At 34.3% G+C, this 20,239-nt stretch carries 18 protein-coding genes and 1 riboswitch; of the genes, 12 read left to right on the top strand and 6 right to left on the bottom strand.

What is annotated here, in order from left to right; translation table 11 throughout:
* Nucleotides 1-70: 70 nt before the first annotated feature.
* Nucleotides 71-1,012 (bottom strand): magnesium/cobalt transporter CorA, encoded by a 942-nt coding sequence (gene corA, locus BLQ56_RS06155; protein WP_090850986.1) that lies wholly within the window; start codon nt 1,010-1,012, stop codon nt 71-73.
* 109 nt (nt 1,013-1,121) lie between these two features.
* On the opposite strand from corA, the gene BLQ56_RS06150 reads away from it, so the two are divergent.
* Nucleotides 1,122-1,685 carry a DNA-3-methyladenine glycosylase I gene (locus BLQ56_RS06150; RefSeq protein WP_090850984.1) on the top strand — a complete coding sequence of 188 codons (564 nt, stop codon included), beginning with the start codon at nt 1,122-1,124 and terminating at the stop codon, nt 1,683-1,685.
* A gap of 16 nt (nt 1,686-1,701) precedes the next feature.
* Here BLQ56_RS06150 and BLQ56_RS06145 read toward each other — a convergent pair whose 3' ends face one another.
* Entirely contained in the window at nt 1,702-2,388 is a 687-nt protein-coding gene (locus BLQ56_RS06145) for a DUF1836 domain-containing protein (RefSeq protein WP_204381068.1), read from the bottom strand.
* A gap of 149 nt (nt 2,389-2,537) precedes the next feature.
* Between BLQ56_RS06145 and htpX the strand changes: the two genes are divergently transcribed.
* The 4 genes from htpX (at nt 2,538) to BLQ56_RS06125 (ending at nt 7,508) form a co-directional block, all read left to right on the top strand.
* Complete coding sequence (htpX, locus tag BLQ56_RS06140; protein ID WP_090850980.1) at nt 2,538-3,416, top strand: protease HtpX; 879 nt, start codon at nt 2,538-2,540, stop codon at nt 3,414-3,416.
* 185 nt (nt 3,417-3,601) lie between these two features.
* Complete coding sequence (locus tag BLQ56_RS06135) at nt 3,602-4,954, top strand: TrkH family potassium uptake protein (protein ID WP_090850978.1); 1,353 nt, start codon at nt 3,602-3,604, stop codon at nt 4,952-4,954.
* A 156-nt stretch (nt 4,955-5,110) separates the two neighbouring features.
* Nucleotides 5,111-6,355, top strand: a complete 1,245-nt coding sequence (locus BLQ56_RS06130) for a bacillibactin exporter BcbE (RefSeq protein ID WP_090850975.1) — start codon at nt 5,111-5,113, stop codon at nt 6,353-6,355.
* A 16-nt stretch (nt 6,356-6,371) separates the two neighbouring features.
* Complete coding sequence (locus BLQ56_RS06125; protein ID WP_090850973.1) at nt 6,372-7,508, top strand: zinc-dependent alcohol dehydrogenase; 1,137 nt, start codon at nt 6,372-6,374, stop codon at nt 7,506-7,508.
* 40 nt (nt 7,509-7,548) lie between these two features.
* Here the strand turns inward: BLQ56_RS06125 and BLQ56_RS06120 are convergent, their stop codons facing one another.
* A complete protein-coding gene (locus BLQ56_RS06120; RefSeq protein ID WP_090850971.1) occupies nt 7,549-7,911 on the bottom strand; it encodes a DUF3905 domain-containing protein in 363 nt (120 codons plus the stop codon).
* 418 nt (nt 7,912-8,329) lie between these two features.
* Between BLQ56_RS06120 and BLQ56_RS06115 the strand changes: the two genes are divergently transcribed.
* Both BLQ56_RS06115 and BLQ56_RS23345 read left to right on the top strand, forming a co-directional pair.
* A complete protein-coding gene (locus BLQ56_RS06115) occupies nt 8,330-8,473 on the top strand; it encodes a hypothetical protein (protein ID WP_175490197.1) in 144 nt (47 codons plus the stop codon).
* 5 nt (nt 8,474-8,478) lie between these two features.
* Entirely contained in the window at nt 8,479-8,634 is a 156-nt protein-coding gene (locus BLQ56_RS23345; RefSeq protein WP_090850967.1) for a hypothetical protein, read from the top strand.
* A gap of 32 nt (nt 8,635-8,666) precedes the next feature.
* On the opposite strand, the gene BLQ56_RS06105 is transcribed toward BLQ56_RS23345, so the two are convergent.
* The gene (locus BLQ56_RS06105) at nt 8,667-10,439 is read right to left on the bottom strand and encodes a B12-binding domain-containing radical SAM protein (protein ID WP_090850965.1); all 1,773 of its coding nucleotides are present in this window, start codon (nt 10,437-10,439) and stop codon (nt 8,667-8,669) included.
* Nucleotides 10,440-10,735: 296 nt separating this feature from the next.
* Here BLQ56_RS06105 and BLQ56_RS06100 point away from each other — a divergent pair, with 296 nt between their 5' ends.
* The 3 genes from BLQ56_RS06100 to BLQ56_RS06090 all read left to right on the top strand — a co-directional run bounded on the left by BLQ56_RS06100 (nt 10,736) and on the right by BLQ56_RS06090 (nt 16,058).
* Nucleotides 10,736-11,749: a 2-oxoacid:acceptor oxidoreductase family protein gene (locus BLQ56_RS06100; RefSeq protein WP_090850963.1), complete on the top strand. Its 1,014-nt coding sequence runs from the start codon at nt 10,736-10,738 to the stop codon at nt 11,747-11,749.
* Nucleotides 11,750-14,044 (top strand): thiamine pyrophosphate-dependent enzyme, encoded by a 2,295-nt coding sequence (locus tag BLQ56_RS06095; RefSeq protein WP_090850961.1) that lies wholly within the window; start codon nt 11,750-11,752, stop codon nt 14,042-14,044.
* Between the two features lie 223 nt (nt 14,045-14,267).
* On the top strand, nt 14,268-16,058 hold the full coding sequence (locus tag BLQ56_RS06090; protein ID WP_090850960.1) for a methyl-accepting chemotaxis protein: 1,791 nt from the start codon (nt 14,268-14,270) through the stop codon (nt 16,056-16,058).
* Nucleotides 16,059-16,176: 118 nt separating this feature from the next.
* Here the strand turns inward: BLQ56_RS06090 and mtnK are convergent, their stop codons facing one another.
* Together mtnK and BLQ56_RS06080 are read right to left on the bottom strand one after the other, a co-directional pair.
* Nucleotides 16,177-17,388: an S-methyl-5-thioribose kinase gene (gene mtnK, locus BLQ56_RS06085; protein ID WP_090850958.1), complete on the bottom strand. Its 1,212-nt coding sequence runs from the start codon at nt 17,386-17,388 to the stop codon at nt 16,177-16,179.
* A 120-nt stretch (nt 17,389-17,508) separates the two neighbouring features.
* A riboswitch (SAM riboswitch) is annotated at nt 17,509-17,663 on the bottom strand.
* 101 nt (nt 17,664-17,764) lie between these two features.
* Nucleotides 17,765-18,556, bottom strand: a complete 792-nt coding sequence (locus BLQ56_RS06080) for a carbon-nitrogen family hydrolase (protein ID WP_090850956.1) — start codon at nt 18,554-18,556, stop codon at nt 17,765-17,767.
* Nucleotides 18,557-18,841: 285 nt separating this feature from the next.
* On the opposite strand from BLQ56_RS06080, the gene cbpA reads away from it, so the two are divergent.
* Both cbpA and BLQ56_RS06070 read left to right on the top strand, forming a co-directional pair.
* Nucleotides 18,842-19,471, top strand: a complete 630-nt coding sequence (cbpA, locus tag BLQ56_RS06075) for a cyclic di-AMP binding protein CbpA (RefSeq protein ID WP_090850954.1) — start codon at nt 18,842-18,844, stop codon at nt 19,469-19,471.
* 281 nt (nt 19,472-19,752) lie between these two features.
* The gene (locus BLQ56_RS06070) at nt 19,753-19,989 is read left to right on the top strand and encodes an aspartyl-phosphate phosphatase Spo0E family protein (protein ID WP_090851351.1); all 237 of its coding nucleotides are present in this window, start codon (nt 19,753-19,755) and stop codon (nt 19,987-19,989) included.
* The last annotated feature ends 250 nt before the right edge of the window (nt 19,990-20,239 follow it).

Raw genomic sequence — 20,239 nt, 5'->3', positions numbered from 1 at the left:
TATTTGGACAAAGTGAATTTTAATACTGGTAAAGGATTCTATTTTTATGTAGAAGTTATTCAATAGATCGTTAAAACCAACCTTTTCTTTTGAACCAACTATACATAGCTATGCTCACAACAATCATTAGTCCTATAGCAAACAAATATCCAAACCGCCAGTTAAGTTCAGGCATATAAAGAAAATTCATGCCATATATCCCAGCAATAAAAGTTAATGGAGCAAATATAGATGTAATGATAGTAAGAATCCTCATTACTTTGTTTGTTTGGTGAGAATTAATGGAAATATAGCTATCACGAATATCAGAGGTGATTTCACGATTAGAAGAAACCATTTCTGATAGTTTTAATAAGTGATCATATATATCACCAAAATACTCTTTTCTTTTACGTATCCCTTCAAGATGATGTGAATTTAACATTCGATATAATAAATCCCTCATAGGATCAATGGTGTGTCTTAGATTTAATAAGGCATGCCTAGCTACAAATAAGTCCTCAAGTAATGCGTCCATCTTATCTTCATTGTTATTTTCAATCGCGCTAAGCTTATCTTCAATTGAATAAATGAAAGGGAAATAATGATCAACTATTTTATCAAGAATATGATAAAATACAGCATATTCGTCCCATTTTTTTATCGTTTGTCTTTTAATAATCTGATTCCAGACATGATTTACTTCAAAGGAATCATCCATATGGAAAGTAACAATATAATTTTCACCAATAAAGAAATTCATTTCTTCTTTTATGAGATTACTTCGAAGGACATGTGTGACGAAAAAAGAATAATCATCATAATAATCAAGCTTCGGTCGTTGCAATCTCTGGATGCAGTCTTCAATGGCTAATGGATGAAACTTGAACGTATTTTCTAAATGCTGTATCTCTATTTCTGTCGGTTTATTAAAATCAATCCAAGCCCATTTAAACTTTAATGACTGATAGTCCTCAATTGGAAAATTTGTAACTACTTCATTTTCATGTGTTATTGCCAAACTTTGAATCATTATTAAGCTCCTAAGATAAAATTCTTTGTTCTTAGTGTTTCCAATTCTTTAGAAAATTAATTTTGATAACTTACGTAATATTAAAACGAAAATGAATGGAGTGGTGGATTTGATAAGGTGCAGTTGGGTAAATGAAGACCCACTTTATATTGATTACCATGATCATGAGTGGGGTGTACCGGTATACGATGATCGATTGTTATTTGAATACTTAATACTTGAAGGGGCACAAGCAGGCTTAAGCTGGTACACAATTCTAAAAAAAAGAGAAAATTATCGTAAAGCTTTTGATCACTTTGATGCTGAAAGAATTATTAATTATAATGAACAAAAAATTGAAGAGCTTCTCGAAAATCAAGGAATCATTAGAAACAAACTAAAAGTTCGTTCAGTTATCACCAATGCTAAGGCTTATATACAGATTAAAGAGGAATTTGGATCATTCAGCTCATATATTTGGTCATTTGTTGATGGGAAACCGATAATTAATCACTTTAGTGAGCCTGAAGATGTACCAGTGACTACAGAGATTAGTGATCGACTAAGTAAAGACTTGAAAAAAAGAGGATTTAAGTTTGTAGGTTCAACGATTTGTTATGCGTTCATGCAGGCAGTGGGTATGGTTAATGATCATATCAATACTTGTATTTGTTATAAAACGGAAGAAAGTTAAAGGTCATACTTTCCCTTTAACTTTCCAAAATGGTTTTTTGCATAAGGCTTTTTGCTTTTGAGTGAAAGCAAGATGAAAAGATAGAAAGTACAGAAATTGACAGAAGCTTTTTAACTTTTTCATGATGTATTGGGTCAATATTAAGAGATAATATGAATTGTTGAACCTTTGCTTCAATCCTCTTTTCAAGTTGATCATTCAAATCTTGTTTATATAAATGACAGAAGATATCGGCATATCCTTTATAGAAATAGACGGGATCAATAATATCATCTGAACGATCAGCAGGATTGTTAAATACCATTGTCAGAGCTTTTCGAATCGATTCAAAATCTAATACAACTTTTAAATCCTCTACAATAAAAAGTATTGCAGCTTGATCGATCGAATACTTTTTTCCGTGCATGGGAGCTCCTATTAGTTCTTTGATATCTCTTTTTACCCAGTTTTGAATGGCTGTAGAGGTAACCATTGCATATTCAAGTAAATTACCCAGGTTAGCAATTTCATTTATTGATAATCCGGCTGTTTCTGGCTTTAATTTTGAAATCTTTATTAATAAGGGTGAAAGATTTATTTGTTGAAGAGGATCATTAGAATCTAAAGCGTCTTCAATAATTTCTAGTGGTGTCTTTTCATATTGTTCTCTCAAGGAGATAAGTAGTGTAGCTAGAGTACTACGTGTCATTTTGAATCTGTCCATCATACACCTCAGTATTTAATATATACCTATCCTACCGATTTAAAATTTTTTCGTCAACAGCACAATGCTTAGTATTGAGAATTGCTTTATTTACTATTTAATCGTATAATAAGTTCATATGAACTTAAAAATAGGGGTGGATCGCAACAATGGGGAAGAGAATATTTTTATTGATAGCTACAAATATATTAGTAATGGTAACTATTGGTATTGTTCTTTCAGTTCTACCGATAGGTAATTATATACAAAATGGAAGAATAGACTTTGTGACATTATTAGCTTTTAGCGCTGTTATAGGTTTTACAGGTGCATTTATGTCACTTGCGATGTCACGTTGGATGGCTAAAATGATGATGGGTGTTAAAGTATTAAAGGAGAATGATTCTTTAACTCCTGTAGAGAGAAAGTTAGTCGAGAAGGTTCATAAGCTATCACGTGCTGCTGGATTAATAAAAATGCCAGAAGTAGGGATTTATCATTCACCTGAAGTTAATGCATTTGCTACTGGTCCTTCAAAAAGTCGATCACTAGTAGCAGTTTCCTCAGGATTACTACAAAACATGGATGAGGATGCGATCGAAGGTGTCTTAGCACATGAGGTCGCACATATAGCAAATGGTGATATGGTGACAATGACGCTACTTCAAGGTGTAGTGAACACATTTGTTGTCTTCTTTGCAAGAATTGCTGCTTGGCTTGTTTCAAGATTTGCTAGAGAAGACTTAGCGCCAATCGTTCATTTTATTGCAGTTATCATCTTTCAAATTATGTTTTCAATTCTCGGAAGTTTAGTTGTTTTAGCTTATTCTAGATACCGTGAGTATCACGCTGACAATGGTGGAGCAGACTTAGCGGGTAAAGATAAAATGATTCATGCTCTTAGATCGTTACAGAATTATTCAGGACGGGTAAGTAATGAACAAGCATCAGTTGCAACTTTGAAAATTAACAATAAAAAAGGTAGTAGCATGTTATTTTCAAGTCACCCTGATTTAAATGAACGAATTCGTCGATTAGAAGCGAAATAAATAAAAATGACCTAATAGGAGTGTTTTCTCTCTATTAGGTTATTTTTTTTAATTAAATAGTAGAAAGAAAATCATTGTTTCTGTACAAACTATCTTTAATTATAATTTGATTTTCTATATGATAGTAGGGGAGTGTTTGGAGGAAAGAAAAATAAAGTTTTAAGTAATAGTTAGGAATGAAGTGAATGAAAAAGAAGTTTTTAAGCTCTTTAAAAAAGTTAACACCAGCACAACTCATTGTAATCTTTTATTTTATTGCCGTTTCAGTGTCGGTTTTATTATTAAGCCTTCCGGTAGCCCATAAACAAGGTGTTGAGTTATCGTTTATAGATGCGCTGTTTACTGCTGTTAGTGCTGTTAGTGTAACCGGGTTATCTGTTGTATCAACTGCAGATACTTTTAGTGTCACAGGCATTTTCTTATTAGCTTTTGTCCTGCAATTTGGTGGAATTGGTGTTATGGCTTTAGGTACATTTATTTGGTTAGTCATGGGGCGTAAAATCGGTCTGAGAGAACGAAAATTAATCATGATTGATCAAAATCAAACCAATTTATCTGGGTTAGTAAGCTTATTAAAACATATCCTTATTATCATGATCGTAGTTGAAACATTTGGTGCAATCATTTTGGGTACATATTTTCTTGAATATTATCCGTCATGGCAAGAAGCATATCTCCATGGTTTCTTTGCTTCAGTTAGCGCAACAACAAATGGTGGGTTTGATATAACAGGTCAGTCTTTAATACCATATGCGAATGATTATTTCGTTCAATTTATTACAATCTTATTAATTACCTTAGGTGCCATCGGTTTTCCAGTCTTAATTGAAGTGAAAGATTTTTTATTCTCAAAAAAGATGAAAAAATATCGTTTTTCTCTTTTTACAAAGTTAACGACTTTAACCTTTTTATTACTAATTGTTTCTGGAACAATTATAATACTGATCCTAGAATTTAATCATTTTTTTCAGGGGCAATCATGGCACAAAGCATTTTTTTACGCATTATTTCAGTCAGTAACAACTAGAAGTGGTGGTCTGGCTACAATGGATATTAGTGAATTTACAAATCCAACATTACTTGTTATATGTGGACTTATGTTTATTGGAGCATCACCTAGTTCAGTAGGTGGCGGAATTCGAACAACCACTTTTGCTTTAAATATCTTATTCTTGTTTCATTTTGCTAGGGGTAAGAGGAGTATAAAATTATTCAAACGTGAAATTCATAATGATGATGTAATAAAATCCCTCGTTGTTACGATGATGGCAATGATGATCTGCTTTATCTCTATTGTAATACTTTCGATTACTGAGCCGTTCTCTCTTTTAGAACTTATGTTCGAAGTTAGTTCTGCCTTCGGAACAACAGGCTTGTCAATGGGGATTACCCCGTATTTAAGTAGTATAGGTAAAATTATTATTATGATCTTAATGTTTATAGGAAGAATTGGAATATTATCTTTCCTATTTTTAATTAGTAAAAAAGCAGTCGATCCGAAATTTCATTATCCAAAGGAACGGTTAATTATTGGTTAACTTCTTATAAGGTTTGGCTAGGTGGTTCTCCACCTAGCCTTTTTCTATTAAGTTTGAAAAACAAAAAATTTATGGTTATCACATAACTTTTCTAACTATAGGTAAACTACATAGGTAAGTAATTAAATTTGACTATACTTTAAAAGGAATGGATGTATGGAGTATTCAAAGAGTCTTTCCTATAACAAACAAAAGAAAAAGCAGCATAAAGAAAATGGAAAACGATGGGCAATTGTTTCAATTTCATCAATTCCATTAGTGATGACCCTTGGAAACTCCATGTTAATACCAGTACTTCCAACATTTGAAAAGGAGCTAGGGATCTCATCATTTCAATCTAGTATGATTATCACGGTTTACTCCCTTGTCGCTATTTTCCTAATACCAATAGCAGGTTATTTATCAGACCGGATAGGAAGAAAAAAGGTAATCATTCCTAGTCTGATTATTGCAGCTGTTGGTGGATTAATTGCTGGGTGGGCATCATGGAAAATATCGGATGCTTACTTTTTAATCCTTATAGGAAGGGTACTGCAAGGAGTAGGTGCAGCTGGAGCCTCACCAATTGTTCTACCCCTAGTAGGTGATCTCTTTAAAAATGAAGAAGAGGTATCAAGCAGTCTTGGGATAATTGAGACATCAAATACGTTTGGTAAAGTATTAAGTCCCATTTTAGGTGCATTATTGGCTGGGGTTATTTGGTACTTACCGTTTTTGTCATTTCCAGTGTTTTGTTTAATTTCAATTATTATGATGTTATTTTTGGTAAAATCACCTAAAAAAAGTGAAGTACTTCCGTTTAAGCAATTTTTATATAAAATTAAAACTATTTTTAAGGAAAAAGGCCGATGGATTTATGGAATTTTCTTTATCGGCTGTATCTTGATGTATGTCTTGTTTGGGGTCCTGTTTTACCTATCAAACTTACTAGAAGATAAATATAATATACATGGAATCCAAAAGGGACTCGTCTTAGCTATTCCATTAGCAGCCTTATGTCTTTCTTCCTTCATTACTGGAAAAAAGATTAATAAAAACAAGGTATTAATGAAATGGATAACATTTATCGGCATTTTATTAGTAGCCACATCAGTCTTTGTGATAAGTTTTTCCGAAAATATTTGGTACTTGCTATCCGTTTTTTTCTTTTGTGGCGTTGGAATTGGTGTAAGTCTTCCTTGTTTAGATGCACTATTAACAGAGGGGATTGAAAAAGAAGAAAGAGGCACCATTACCTCAATCTACAGTTCAATGCGGTTTGTTGGTGTTGCGCTTGGTCCACCGGTTTTTGCGGTATTAATGAAAACTTCAACAATGCTCATGTTTTATTCCACTACAGCAATTTGTATCATTGCAGGAATAATATCGTTAATCTCTATAAAACCTAAGCAGAAAAGTTAGAAGGGAAGTTGAAGATATGAAGGCTGTTACTTATCAAGGTCCTAAAAATGTAAAAGTGAAAGATGTGCCTGCACCATCTATACAAGAGCGTGAAGATGTTATTGTGAAAATTACGAGCACGGCTATTTGTGGATCTGATCTTCATTTAATTCATGGCATGATGCCGAATATGCCAACAGATTATATTATTGGTCATGAACCAATGGGCATCGTTGAAGAGGTTGGTCCTGATGTGACAAAAGTAAAAAAAGGAGATCGAGTCATTGTCCCTTTTAATATTTCATGTGGACAATGTTGGTATTGTAAACATGAATTAGAAAGTCAATGTGATAATTCTAATCCACACGGTGATGCAGGTGCATATTTTGGGTATTCAGAGACGTTTGGTGGTTATCCTGGTGGCCAAGCTGAGTACTTACGTGTACCTTATGGTAATTTCACACCGTTTTTAGTCCCTCCTGACTGTGAGATGGAAGATGAGAAGATCTTGTTCTTATCAGATATTATTCCCACTGCATATTGGGGAGTTGATAATTCAGGTGTAAAAAAGGGAGATACTGTAATCGTTCTTGGCTGTGGACCTGTAGGATTATTAACGCAAAAGTTTGCATGGCTAAAGGGTGCGAAGAGAGTCATTGCGGTTGACTATATAGGCTATCGCTTAGAACATGCCAAAAAAGTGAATAATGTTGAAGTATATGATTTCACTAAAATTAAACATTGTGGCGAATATCTTAAAGAGATTACAAAAGGTGGAGCAGATGTTGTCATTGATTGTGTTGGCTTAGATGGTAAAAAGACCGTTGTGGAATTGGTTGAATCAGCGTTAAAGTTACAGGGTGGAGCGATGGGGGCTATCGTTCTTGGTGCACAGTGCGTAAGAAAAGGTGGAACTTTACAGCTTGTAGGAGTATATGGAACAAGGTATAACCAGTTTCCACTAGGAGATTTATTTGCTAGAAATGTCACTTTAAAGATGGGGCAAGCACCAATCATTCATTACATCCCAGAGCTGTATCAAATGATTGCCAATGAAACATTTGACCCAACTGATATTATTACACATCAAATACCAATAGAAAAAGCAGCATATGGTTATGAGGTATTTGACGAGAAGAAGGATGATTGTATAAAGGTCATTTTAAAACCATAAAAAAACGGGCATTGCCCGTTTTTTTGATAGCTCCTGTTTCTCAATCTGTACTTTTAGAAACATCTTTTGTAGGATGCATAAATGGTACACCCTGTGGTGCTTTTTGTTGCTCAAGTAATTCCCGATTTTCACTTGTATTCCATCCAATGTCATTTGTTGGATGTACCCAATCATCACCGGCCATAATAGATGGATCAACATCTTCACTCCAGTTGTTAATTGGAGATTCTGGAGAATTGTAGAGACTATCCCCGATAATGACACCGTGCTCATTAACAAATGGTTTCTGCATTTTTTGACCCGTACCCTTGAAAGTCGGCGCATTTATCTGATGTGGTTGAGTTTCATCTAAAATCGGAGAGTTTAGTTTTTGTTCTTTTTCTTTTTTATTGTTAGTAGACATATGATCCTCCTCTTCATAGACTTGTTTTTAGTATGAGTCAAACAAGGATGAATTATGAGGTGGTTACTTACAATTAGCATTTTTATAAAGGCTGTTTTCGTATAAATTGTCGCTTTAAAAGACGCAGGCTGAATACACTCCGCGTCCGGTGGGTGACCAGTGAGCCTCCTCGTCGCTTATGCTCCTGTGGGGTCTCACTTTGGCCACTGGTCCCACAGGAGTCTACGTGTATTCATCCTGCTTGTATCTATCATTTCAATACTTTATGTATAAAACAAAACATACTTTGAGAAAACAGCCTTTATAAAAGTTTTATTCCATTTAGGAAGCCGTTTTTAAAAATATCCCATGTATGTTGCATTTGCTAAATGAACAATCTAATGATGAGGTTGAAGTTTTTAAGGAAGTGGGGAACAAGATGGCTTATGAATTTCCGGTAGCATCACTTTCTCAAAATGAGTTGAAACAAATAAAGTCGATGGAAGAAAAACTTCGTGATAAAACAGGACAGGAAATTGTTTTAATTGCATATGAAAATAAACATAAACATGAAAAGGGGTAAGGAATATGAAACGTAAAGTAAAACATGATGCAGCAAGAAAAAGTAACTTCACACCTACCGAAAGCTTACCTGATAATGAATTCGCGGCAGAAGCAACAGCTGAAGAGCCTATTAAAGGTGCAAATCGTAACTCAAAAAAAGGAAATAGTACGGGAGAATAACTCCATTCTTGGTAATCAGAAAAAGCGCTGTTCTACAGCGCTTTTTCTGACTTATCTATGGACATATCTTGTTCATGATAAAATTTTGATACATGTGAAATTGGATCAAAGTAAATGATCGTATTTATTGATTTGTTAATAATGGCTCCTGAGTTTACATAGGTAGAAAGGTCAAAAGGAAGCTCCTCAACAATTGTATGTTTATATAATTCCTTCTCACTTAACCCTAATGAAACAAACTCATCACCTAAAAGGTGTGGGTTTGAAAGATATTGTTGATAAACCTGTGTACGATCTTCTTTTGAAACGAGATGATCCCACCAAGGTTTACGAGGCTTATATTTCTGATGTAGATAATAATCATACTTCATTAGCCCTTCTATTAACAATAGATTCTGTATCTCCTTTGTTTCGAGAAATCTAAGCAATCGTGTAAACAAATCTTCAAGTTGGTGCCCAATACGTGACCATCCTTGTTGATCCCAAAAAGTGCCAAACTCTTGGAAGAAATCAAATGGTGTTTCAAACACTTTCGTGACTAAATATTCAATCGTATGGTTCATTCTATGGTCATTCCAATATTTTTCTAACACATCTTCTACTTGTTTGATTCTAGTAATATCATCAAATGATAACACATTGTTTCCTAATATCTCATATGGTGAATGATCCATATACACATATTGATGTTGCTCAGCTCTAAGTCTCAAGCCAGTGCCACGTAACATTTTGAGAAATCCTAATTGTAACTCTTCAGGACGCATCGCAAATACATCATTAAATGTATTTTTAAATGAGTTATAGTCCTCCTCAGGAAGTCCAGCGATTAAATCGAGATGCTGATCTATTTTACCGCCCTCTTTAACCATTGTTACAGTTCTCGTTAGTTTGGTAAAGTTTTGCTTTCTCATCACTAATTCATTTGTCGCATCATTGGTAGACTGTACACCTATTTCAAAACGGAAAAGTCCTGGTGGTGCTTGCTCATTTAGAAATTGAATGACTTCTGGTCTCATAATATCTGCTGTTATTTCAAATTGAAAAACGGTACCAGGAAGATGTTCATCAATAAGAAACTGAAACATTTCCATTGCATAACTTCGACTAATATTAAAGGTACGATCAACGAATTTAATTGTTTTTGCACCGTTTTCCATTAAGTAACGAATATCATCTTTTACTTTCTCACGGTCAAAGTAGCGAACTCCAACCTCAATCGAAGAAAGACAGAATTGACAAGAAAATGGACAACCACGACTCGTCTCTATATAGACTACGCGTTTTGCTAGATGCTTCTTATCTTCTTCAAAACGAAACGGGGAAGGAAGCTCTTTTAGATCCAGTTTATTACGCTGCGGGTTGATGATTTCTTTTTCTTCAAGACGATAACCGATCCCACTTACGTTCTCAAAGTTGCGATTTTGTTCTAGTTCAGTAAGTAGTTGCTTGAATGTTTGCTCTCCCTCGCCAATAACAATGAAATCTACTTCTGGAACTTTATTTAACCATTCCATTACATCATAGGAAACTTCAGGACCTCCTAAAACAATCACAATGCTAGAGTCAATCTTTTTTAACATTTTGACAATCTTAATCGTTTCTTCAATATTCCATATATAACAGCTAAAACCAATAACATCAGGTTTTTTACTATATAAATCTGTAACAATATTCATTGCTGGATCCTTAATTGTATATTCAGCTAACTCAATATCAAATTCCGGGGAAGCATACGCTTTTAAGAAGCGAATAGATAGGCTGGTATGAATATATTTAGCATTTAAAGTGGTCGCAATTACTTTCAAAATAAAACTCCATTCTATTGAAAAATGTATCAATCATATATTTTATTTTAACTAATTAATTCTATCACATTATTAACGAAAAAATAGGAAACTTATACGTGGAAAAAGATTGAAATACTAGATTAAAAAAATTTTTTAAATGTTTGACTTTTGTCACATCATTTTCTCACCAATTTTTATAAAATGGGAAAAAGAAAGAAAATTTAGTAAAAAAAGATCATTTAGTGATTTACTCATGGCATTTGTACATAAGAGTATTGCAATAGTTGATGTGGAAATTACTTAGGGGGATGTATATGACAACTTTACCAAAGAAAAATAAGTTAGGATTCTTTGAAATAAGACTGGAATCTATTGGAGGTTTGGGTGCTAACTTAGCTGGGAAGATGCTGGCAGAAGCTGGTGTATTAGGATTAAATTTAAATGGTTCCAATTTCTCATCTTATGGATCAGAGAAAAAAGGCTCTCCAGTTAAAAGCTTTATTCGCTTTTGTGATCCTGATACTGAAATAAGGGACCATAGTCCAATCGAGCAACCACATGTAATTGGAGTTTTTCACGAAGCATTATATAAGATGGTCGATGTAGTAAGCGGTTTACCAACTGACGGAATTGTGCTGGTCAATTCAACAAGAGATTTTGAATCTGTAAAAACTGATTTGAATATTAAATATGGAACACTAGCGATTGTTGATGGATTAGGTATCGCAGTGGATGAAAAAACCAAGGTTAATACAGCAATGCTTGGTGCATTATTTAGAATTTGTGATTTTTTAGATGCTGATATTATGAGAAATGTTATTAGGAAAACTTTTGAAAAAAAATATCCACATTTAGTAGAACCGAATATTCGTACGTTTAATAGAGGTTACGAGGAAGTGGAGTTTAAGACCTATGATACTCCATTAAATGCGGAGGACAAGAATTTTGTTCGTGCGCAGAGTCAGCTTGGGTATGAGACTCAAGAAATAGGTGGCGTGATTATCGCTAATGCGAATAGTATTTTAAAAGACTTGAGTGGCTCACGTCAAGGCTTCATCCCCAAATTTGAAGTTGATAAATGTATAAGCTGTGCTGCATGTGATACCGTTTGTCCAGATTATTGCTTTGTGTGGGAAGAGGGAGAGGATAAAAAGGGGCGTAAACAGATGTTTCTTAAAGGGATTGATTATCAATATTGTAAAGGTTGTTTAAAATGTATTGAAGCATGTCCAACAGTAGCATTAACTGAAATTAGAGAAGAGATCGGTTACAGTGAAGAACATCGTATACCACATAGATTCCCATTATTGGTTGGAGGTGCAAACTAAATGGCAACACTTGAAAATCAATTATCAACAAAAAAAGAAACTGAACAATTGACTACATTTGAATCAGGTAATGAAATGGCAGCAATGGCTGCTGCTCAAATAAACTATCATATTATGGGTTATTTCCCAATCACACCTTCTACAGAGGTTGCTCAATATCTGGATATGATGAAAGCACGAGGAGAGCACGATATCCAACTAATTGCAGCAGATGGTGAGCATGGTTCAGCAGGTATATGTTATGGAGCAGCTGTAACTGGTGCGAGAGTATTCAATGCAACAAGTGCCAATGGATTGATGTATATGCTTGAACAGTTACCTGTTCAATCAGGGACTCGTTTTCCGATGGTCATGAATCTCGTTACAAGATCAATTAGTGGTCCGTTAGATATTAGAGGTGATCATTCTGATCTTTATTTTGCGCTAAATACAGGTTGGGTGATTTTGTTAGCTCGTACTCCACAAGCAGTGTACGATTTAAATATAATTGCTTTGAAAATATCAGAAGACCATAACGTACGATTACCTGTAATCGTTGCATATGATGGCTTTTTTACTTCACATCAAAAACGTAAAGTAAATTATTTCAAAGATCGAAAAGTTGTACAGGATTTTGTTGGAGAAGCACCGACAAATTATCCACAAGCACGTGATCCAAGAAAACCTGTAACAATCGGTGCACATATGAATGGTGATGATTTAATTAATAATAATTTTCAGCAGTCTGAGGCTTTATATAAGTCAGCTGAAATCTATGAAAAAGTCATGAATGAATATGCTAGTCTTTCGGGAAGAGAATATCCTGTATTAGATTTATATGAAATGGAGGACGCCGAAGTAGCGGTATTCCTATTAAATTCTGCTGCAGAGTCTGCAAAGGATGTTGTCGATGATTTACGTAAACAAGGAATTCAAGCGGGGGTAATCAGTCCAAATATTATACGACCTTTCCCTTCTGAACAAATCCGTCAAGCATTGAAGAATGTTAAGGCACTTTTAATTGGTGAAAGAGCAGATTCCTATGGAGCAAATGGTCCTAATATGACACATGAGGTAAAGTCAGCACTTCAACAGGACCAGGAAAATCAGACGATCGTTATTAGTCGAGTATTTGGTGTGGGTGGAAAAGACTTTTATCCAGATGATGCACTAAATTTCTTTAATGTTGCTATTGATGCGATGGAAACTGGATATGCTGAAAAGCCTTTCGATTATTATGGACATTATCCAGGTAAAGAGGAGCATAAACAAAAACCAGTAGTGGAACCATTACACGGAGAGAGCTTTAACTCAGGACTTATTCAAGTAACAAAGGATGAACAGACGAATAAACTTAAAGTTAAAATTCCTCCTGTTCGTGCTTTAACGACAAAGCCAAAGAGATTAGCATCAGGACATGGAGCTTGCCCAGGTTGTGGAATTTTCCCTGGACTAGAACTCTTCTTTAAAGGGATTGAAGGAGATATTGTCGTATTATTTCAAACAGGTTGTGCTTATGTTGTAACGACTTCATATCCTTATAGTTCACATAAGCAAACGACGATTCATAATTTATTCCAAAATGGACCTGCAACATTATCAGGCACTGCAGAAGCCTTCTTTGAAATGCAACGAAGAGGTGAGATTAATGTATCAGATGACGTTACCTTTGTCATGATTACTGGTGATGGGGGGATGGATATCGGAATGGGGTCTGCAATTGGAACCGCACTTCGGAATCACAAACTTATTATGCTTGAGTATGATAATGAAGGTTATATGAATACAGGTTCTCAAATGTCGTATTCAACACCAATGGGCCATATGACAAGTACAACAGGGGTCGGGAAGGTACAACAAGGAAAGGCGTTTCATCATAAGGATACAGCACAGATCATGGCTTCAACGAATATTCCATATGTATTTACCGGAACGGAGGCATTTCCTCAAGACTTAATTAAAAAAGCTGCAAAAGCACAGTGGTATGCTCAAAATGTGGGTACCGTGTATGGAAAAATTCTGATTACATGTCCATTAAACTGGAAATCTGAAGAACGTTATGGAGAAACGATTATGAAGGCAGCTGTAGAATCTTGCTTTTTTCCTTTATATGAAATCGAACAAGGTGAAACGGCGATTACATATAATCCTGAAACAAAAAATAAGCGAATACCAGTCACAGATTGGTTGAAATACATGGGGAAATCTAAACATTTGCTGAGAGAAGAAAATAAAGAAATGCTTTTAGAATTCGAACAAGAAATCGAAAGACGTTGGTTGAGATTAAAGGCAAGACATGAGCAACCATTATTGTAATGTAAAATAAGAAGTTGTCCCGTAAGTGCCAGGCACCACTGAAATCCTTATGATCTAGTCGATATAAAGTCGGGTTTAATTACTAGATATTACGGATGTGGTGCCTGGCACTTTGTTATTGTCAAAATTCAACGAAATATTTCAAATTTTGATAAAATACGCTATAATGTAAAAATAATTATAGTAAAATAATCAGTTTTTTCAACATTAGGGGGCAATTCAGATGATGCAGGTGTTTGAAAGGGTAAGGGAAGTGCTTGGAAGGATTCAACTGGGTAGAGCAAGTACTAATCTTAAAAAAAATCTTATGAATGTGAGGGCATGGAAGCATTTGAAGATTGGACAAAAATATGCTGTTGCCTTTTCATTCACAACGATTATATTTGCAATTGCTTCAATTATCATCTTTTTTCAACTTTCAATGGTCCAAAAGGAAATGAAAAGTGTTCAAAAGGATGGAGAACATGCCATCTTTATTACAGAGATGGCTTCTACTTTTCAACAATTGGGTAGTGAAATCAATCTCTTTATTCAAACGAATAATATTAGGCATTTAAATGCATTTCAACAAAAAAGTACTGAATTTGATGAGTTGGCAGAGAAAGTTGAACCAGCCATGGATACAGCCTTATTGACAAATGTATATGGAGCAATGATTAAAAACAAAGGTGAACTCGTTACGTTATTTAATGAACAAGTTGTACCCTCGGTGAAAAATCAACAAAAGCTTGATAGTATGAAACTTTCTAGTATTGCTGATGAACTTATTAGAAGTAATCTAGGTCTTTTAAATGAATTAAGAGAAGGTTTAAAGAAAGAAAGTACGAATGCAGTGAACAGTGCTTCCTCAAATATAGGAGCTACTATCTTTATTTTAATTTCCTCAATTGTAATTGCCTCTATTTTAGGGTTTATAGTTATGTTTTTTATCAGTCGTCAAATTACAGGGCAGTTAAAAAAATTAATCTATGTTTCCGAAAACATTGCAAGTGGAAATCTTAATGTCGATGAAATTGAATCTAATGGAAGAGATGAAATCAGTCTCTTAAGCGGTGCGATTAATGAGATGCGTGATAGCTTACAAGCAATGATTCAAGAAATTTCAGCAGTATCTAATCAAGTGAGCGATCGAAGTGAAATATTAACAATTTCTTCAAGTGAAGTTAAAGCAGCTAGCCAACAAGTTTCATCGACCATGCAAGAATTATCAGTTGGTGCAGAAGACCAAGCAAATTCTGCTAATCTTTTAACAGAATTGATGGATAGCTTTACAGATCGAATAAAGGTTGCAAATAGTAATGGACAAGATATAAATAAGTCCTCCATTCAAGTGCTGCAGATGACTGAAAAGGGTAATATGTATATGACTGAATCAACAGAACAGATGAATAAGATTAATCAAATCATGAAAACATCTGTAGAGAGAGTGAATGGTCTAGATACACAAACAAAGCAAATTTCAACATTAGTAAAAGTAATAAAAGATATAGCAGACCAAACGAACTTACTTGCATTAAATGCTGCAATTGAAGCAGCGAGAGCGGGTGATCATGGAAGAGGATTTGCGGTGGTAGCAGATGAAGTTAGAAAACTAGCTGTTCAGGTAGCAGATTCAGTTTCTGACATAACTAATATTGTAGGAAGTATTCAACAAGAATCAAAGAACGTAGCAGAATCATTACAGTTAGGCTACAAAGAGGTTGAAATCGGGACTCAGCAAATTGATATAACCGGACAAACATTTAAGGATATTAATACTGATGTTTCTGAAATGGTAGAAAATATTAAAGGAATATCAGAGCATCTCTTAGAAGTGACAAATAATACGAATGAAATAAACACTTCTATTGAAAATATTGCATCTGTATCTGAGGAATCAGCAGCAGGTATAGAGCAAACTTCAGCATCACTAGAACAAACAAATGCTTCAATGGAACAAATTTCTGAACATGCAGAAGTATTATCAGATTTAGCTGTTCAATTAAATAGCATGATCAAGAAATTTAATATATAGGGTATAAAGTGCTAGTCACCTATTCAAAATCTCCCGTTTTAGCTAAGATTTTGTGGTGTCTAGCACTTAACTTTTGTGATTTCCCTTTTCTAGAAAATCTCGTCTTTATTTAACTTCCTCATGCATGATGCTCACAACTATAAGATAGAGTATTAGTAAAATAGTTTCTTAGTTGCTGTGTATCTTTAATAATTGTACGGTTGTTAATTAATTGTGTACCTAAAGCTAATGCATGTCTTTTAGCTTGAAGCCTTTTGTATTTAGAAGATATGCCATCTAAATCTAAAACATGTGCTAAGCCGATTGTACGACGAATTAATTCACATCCAGCAAAACCAATCATATCTTCAAAGGTTTGTTCTAATAGGTTTTCCAAGCAACAGTCAATTCTTGAGTGAAATTCTATACGATCAGTCTCCCACAATTCAGTAAAAGTAGAGCTAAATACTTCCCATGTCTGGTCAATGTAGTCAAATAGTTGCTCCTGTTTTGACTCTTCAAGTGAAATTGCATTTAATAAAAGGTTACCGATAAATTGGCCAATATCAAAACCAATTGGGCCGAAGAAGGCAAATTCGGGAGAGATTACCTTTGTTTCAGTAGCACTTGCAAAGATGTTACCAGTGTGAAGGTCTCCATGAAGAAGAGCTTCTGCTTGTGTTAAGTATTTATATTTGAGCTTTGCCACTTCCAGTTTTAATGATTGATTTCCCCAAATAAGTTCTACATCCTTCTGCAAACCTTCTTCATATTCATTTGTTGCACTATCAAAGAATGGATCAGTGAACACTAAATCTTCAGTTATTTTACATAATTCAGGATTGGTGAATTTTTGAACTAACTCCTTTTTTCTCTTCGGTTCTAAAGCAAAATCTGATGTGTAAAATAAAGTTCGTGCTAAGTACATACCAATATGTTCAGATAGTAAGGGAAATGATTTTCCTTCAATAAGACCAGTACGTAAAATTTGTAAACGAGATAAATCTTCCATAACAGTTACTGCAAGTGTTTCATCAGAATAGAATACTTTCGGTACTAATTGATGTACATTGGTTGCATTTATTAATAATGAATGACTTTCAATTGTAGATCTTTTTAAAGTGAGTGACCAATTTTTACCAAATGCCGTTGAATAAGGTATAGCTTGCTTAATAATAACCCCTTCCTGAGACTTTGTATCTATGATCTGAAACACGTGATTTAAATTTGCATTTCCAATTTCACAACAAGTAAGTGCTGCACTTTCTTCAAATAGTTGTAATCTCCTCACCAATGCAAGCGCTGAATTTGATGTTAAGGGTTGATAGGTAGACTTTAGTGGAAAGGACATGTTTAATACCTCCAAAATGTTTTGAACAATTCTTGAGGCTTTTCTATGTATGTTAACTTTCATGAAAAATAGAAAAGCCTCTTTCTAATTTGAAAGAGGCTTGAAGTTTACGCTTCTCACCTCTTATCTGCCAGAAAGATCACACTTTCTGGTGGAATTAGCACCGTGCCTTAAGTATGGCTCATTATTAAAAAATGCGCCCCATTTCACAATGGTATTACGGTCGGTTGCTGGGCTTCATCGGGCCAAATCCCTCTGCCTACTCTTGATAAGAGATCATATATTCATATTTAATCACTTGAATGCAACTATGTGTTTTCACTTGATTTGAATGATAACAAGATTATAATCCAGTTGTCAATGTTTTTTACTATATTTACTTATAAAAATCAGGTCGACGATCTTGGAAAATAGGAATTTGTTTACGGACACTTTTGACTTGATCAAGGTCTAGTGTACCAGTCAGGACTATTTCTTCAGTATCTGCTTCTGAAATAATTTCACCCCATGGATCAATGATGATAGAATGACCTGCAAAAACATTATTAGGGTCACTACCTGATCGATTACAAGCAACAACATAACATTGATTTTCAATCGCTCTACTAATAAGTAGAGCTTTCCAATGATTTAATCGAGGAAGTGGCCACTGGGCAACAACAAATATAATTTCTGCTCCCTTTGCTGTATGAGATCTAATCCATTCAGGGAATCGTATATCATAACAAATCATACCTGCAGCAGAAACACCGTCAATCTCAAATAACCCCATTTCTTTTCCAGGGATTAAATAATGGTGTTCATCCATTAATTGAAACAGATGTAATTTACTATAATCGCCAATTACGCCACCTTCTCTGTTAAAGGTAAGCATTGTATTTGTTACACCCTGCTTAGACTTCTTAGCAATTGAGCCTGCAATAATATTGACATGATGCTCTTTTGCTAATTGGCTCATCATTTCAGTCGTTTCTTTCCCCTCATTATCAGCAATTTCGTCTAGCCTTGTTAGATCATAACTTGTTGTCCAGAGTTCTGGTAGCACAATCAAATCAGGTGTGTTTTCGTTTGACATAATTGATTTGATTTTTTTAGTTACAGAATTTATATTTTCTAAAGGACGCCCAAATACAATATCAAGCTGAATTAGTGCCACTTTTAATTTCATAGATTAGTTCCTCTTTTCAAAAAATTACTTTACAAGTTATTATTAACAATATATGATTTGTGACTATAATTTCAAGAATTACTTGAGGTGTGGATGAATGAAACAATTTGATCAATCAGAACTCTTAAAGAAATTTCCTAAACAGTTTTTTGCTTCATAGTCAACACCTCTCAGGTCTGGTCCAGTTTTTGGCCAGCTCCTTTTTATGTGAAAATTCTTTCCTTAGGAGTCTGTTATTAATTGTTATAAAAAGGTAAAATAGTATGTAGAGAGAGGAGTGGACTCATGAAAATTAGGTACAATTTTGTAAGTAAAAATGAAGTGAAATACTGTGATCAGTCATACACAGTAGGACGGGCGTATGAATATTTAAAGGAAACAGGTTATCGCTCAATTCCTGTGTTAGCTGAAAAAGGAACAAAATTTGTCGGACTAATCTATAAGGTTCACTTGTTAGAGTATTTGTACGAAAAAAAGGGTACTGAATCCGATTCAATTGAGAGTCTGATTAGGAATGAAGATGCCTTTATTTTTGAGGAAGATTCCTTTTACAAAACTTTTCTAACGATTCGTAGGCTTCCTTTTATTGCTGTTCTAAATAATTCCCAAGATTTTATAGGAATCATTACTCATGCGAATGTAATGGATGTACTTGAAGACTCCTTTGGAATGAAAACAGGAGGCTATACTTTAACAATTGCTACGATTGAACATAAAGGTGCGATTAAAGACTTGGTCTCATTGATAAAGGATATTAATATTGATGGATTGCTTACTTTAGATAATGGGGAAAAATATTTACGAAGAATTATACTGAACTTACCAAGTGAATTAAGTGAAGAGAAACTTAAGAAGGTTGTTCAAAAGCTTGAAGAGAAGGAATTTCGTGTGACACATGTTGATCAAATAAGATAATTTTTTATGAAAAAGTGCCAAATTCGGCGCTTTTTTGAATTTATAAATGGAAATTTAGGTCGAAATTTATTATATTCCGTAATGAAACAGGAGGAGAGTCGAAAGATTGTGGTGAATTCACTGAAATGACAAAAAACTTTATAAAAAAAATGTCTAATATTGCGAATCTATTTACATATTTAGTATTATTTGTAATAATCTCAAAGTGAGTATTATGTTCGAATATAAAAGGGGCAGATAAGATGGAAGTGATAACGGAAAGTTGTATAGGAGATTTAAGAATGAATATTAGTGAAAAGAGACAGGAAATGATTGCGATCGCAAAGATTGCTGGGTTTACTAACGAAGATACAATTAAAATCAGTCAAGAATTGGACGAGCTTATCAATCAATACCATCGTCTAGTTATTAACGTCAGAAAACAAGAAGAACAACATGAACAACCATCCTTCCAGAAATATATAAAACAGAGCCTTCTGTTTTTATATGGAGCTAGATTAAAATTGCACAATATCTAAGGAGGATTAAACCACAAACAAAATCTTCCTCTAAGGGTTTAGATAAAAAGAAAAAGTATATCCTCATATATAAATCACTAAAATTAAAACCAACCCAACATGATCAATATGAACAACCTTCCTACTTAGGTTGATTTAAGAAACCTGTCCTGCAACATTCGACAGATTATTTCCCAGGATATAGCCTTTACGATATTTGAAATTTCTGATAAATTCTAAGTGAAGTGCTAATGAAACATTTAGGGGGCAT

The sequence above is a fragment of the Litchfieldia salsa genome, assembly GCF_900104555.1.
In the GTDB taxonomy this organism is placed as follows: Bacteria; Bacillota; Bacilli; order Bacillales; family Bacillaceae_L; genus Litchfieldia; species Litchfieldia salsa.
This window is presented reverse-complemented; position numbering and strand designations above follow the sequence as displayed.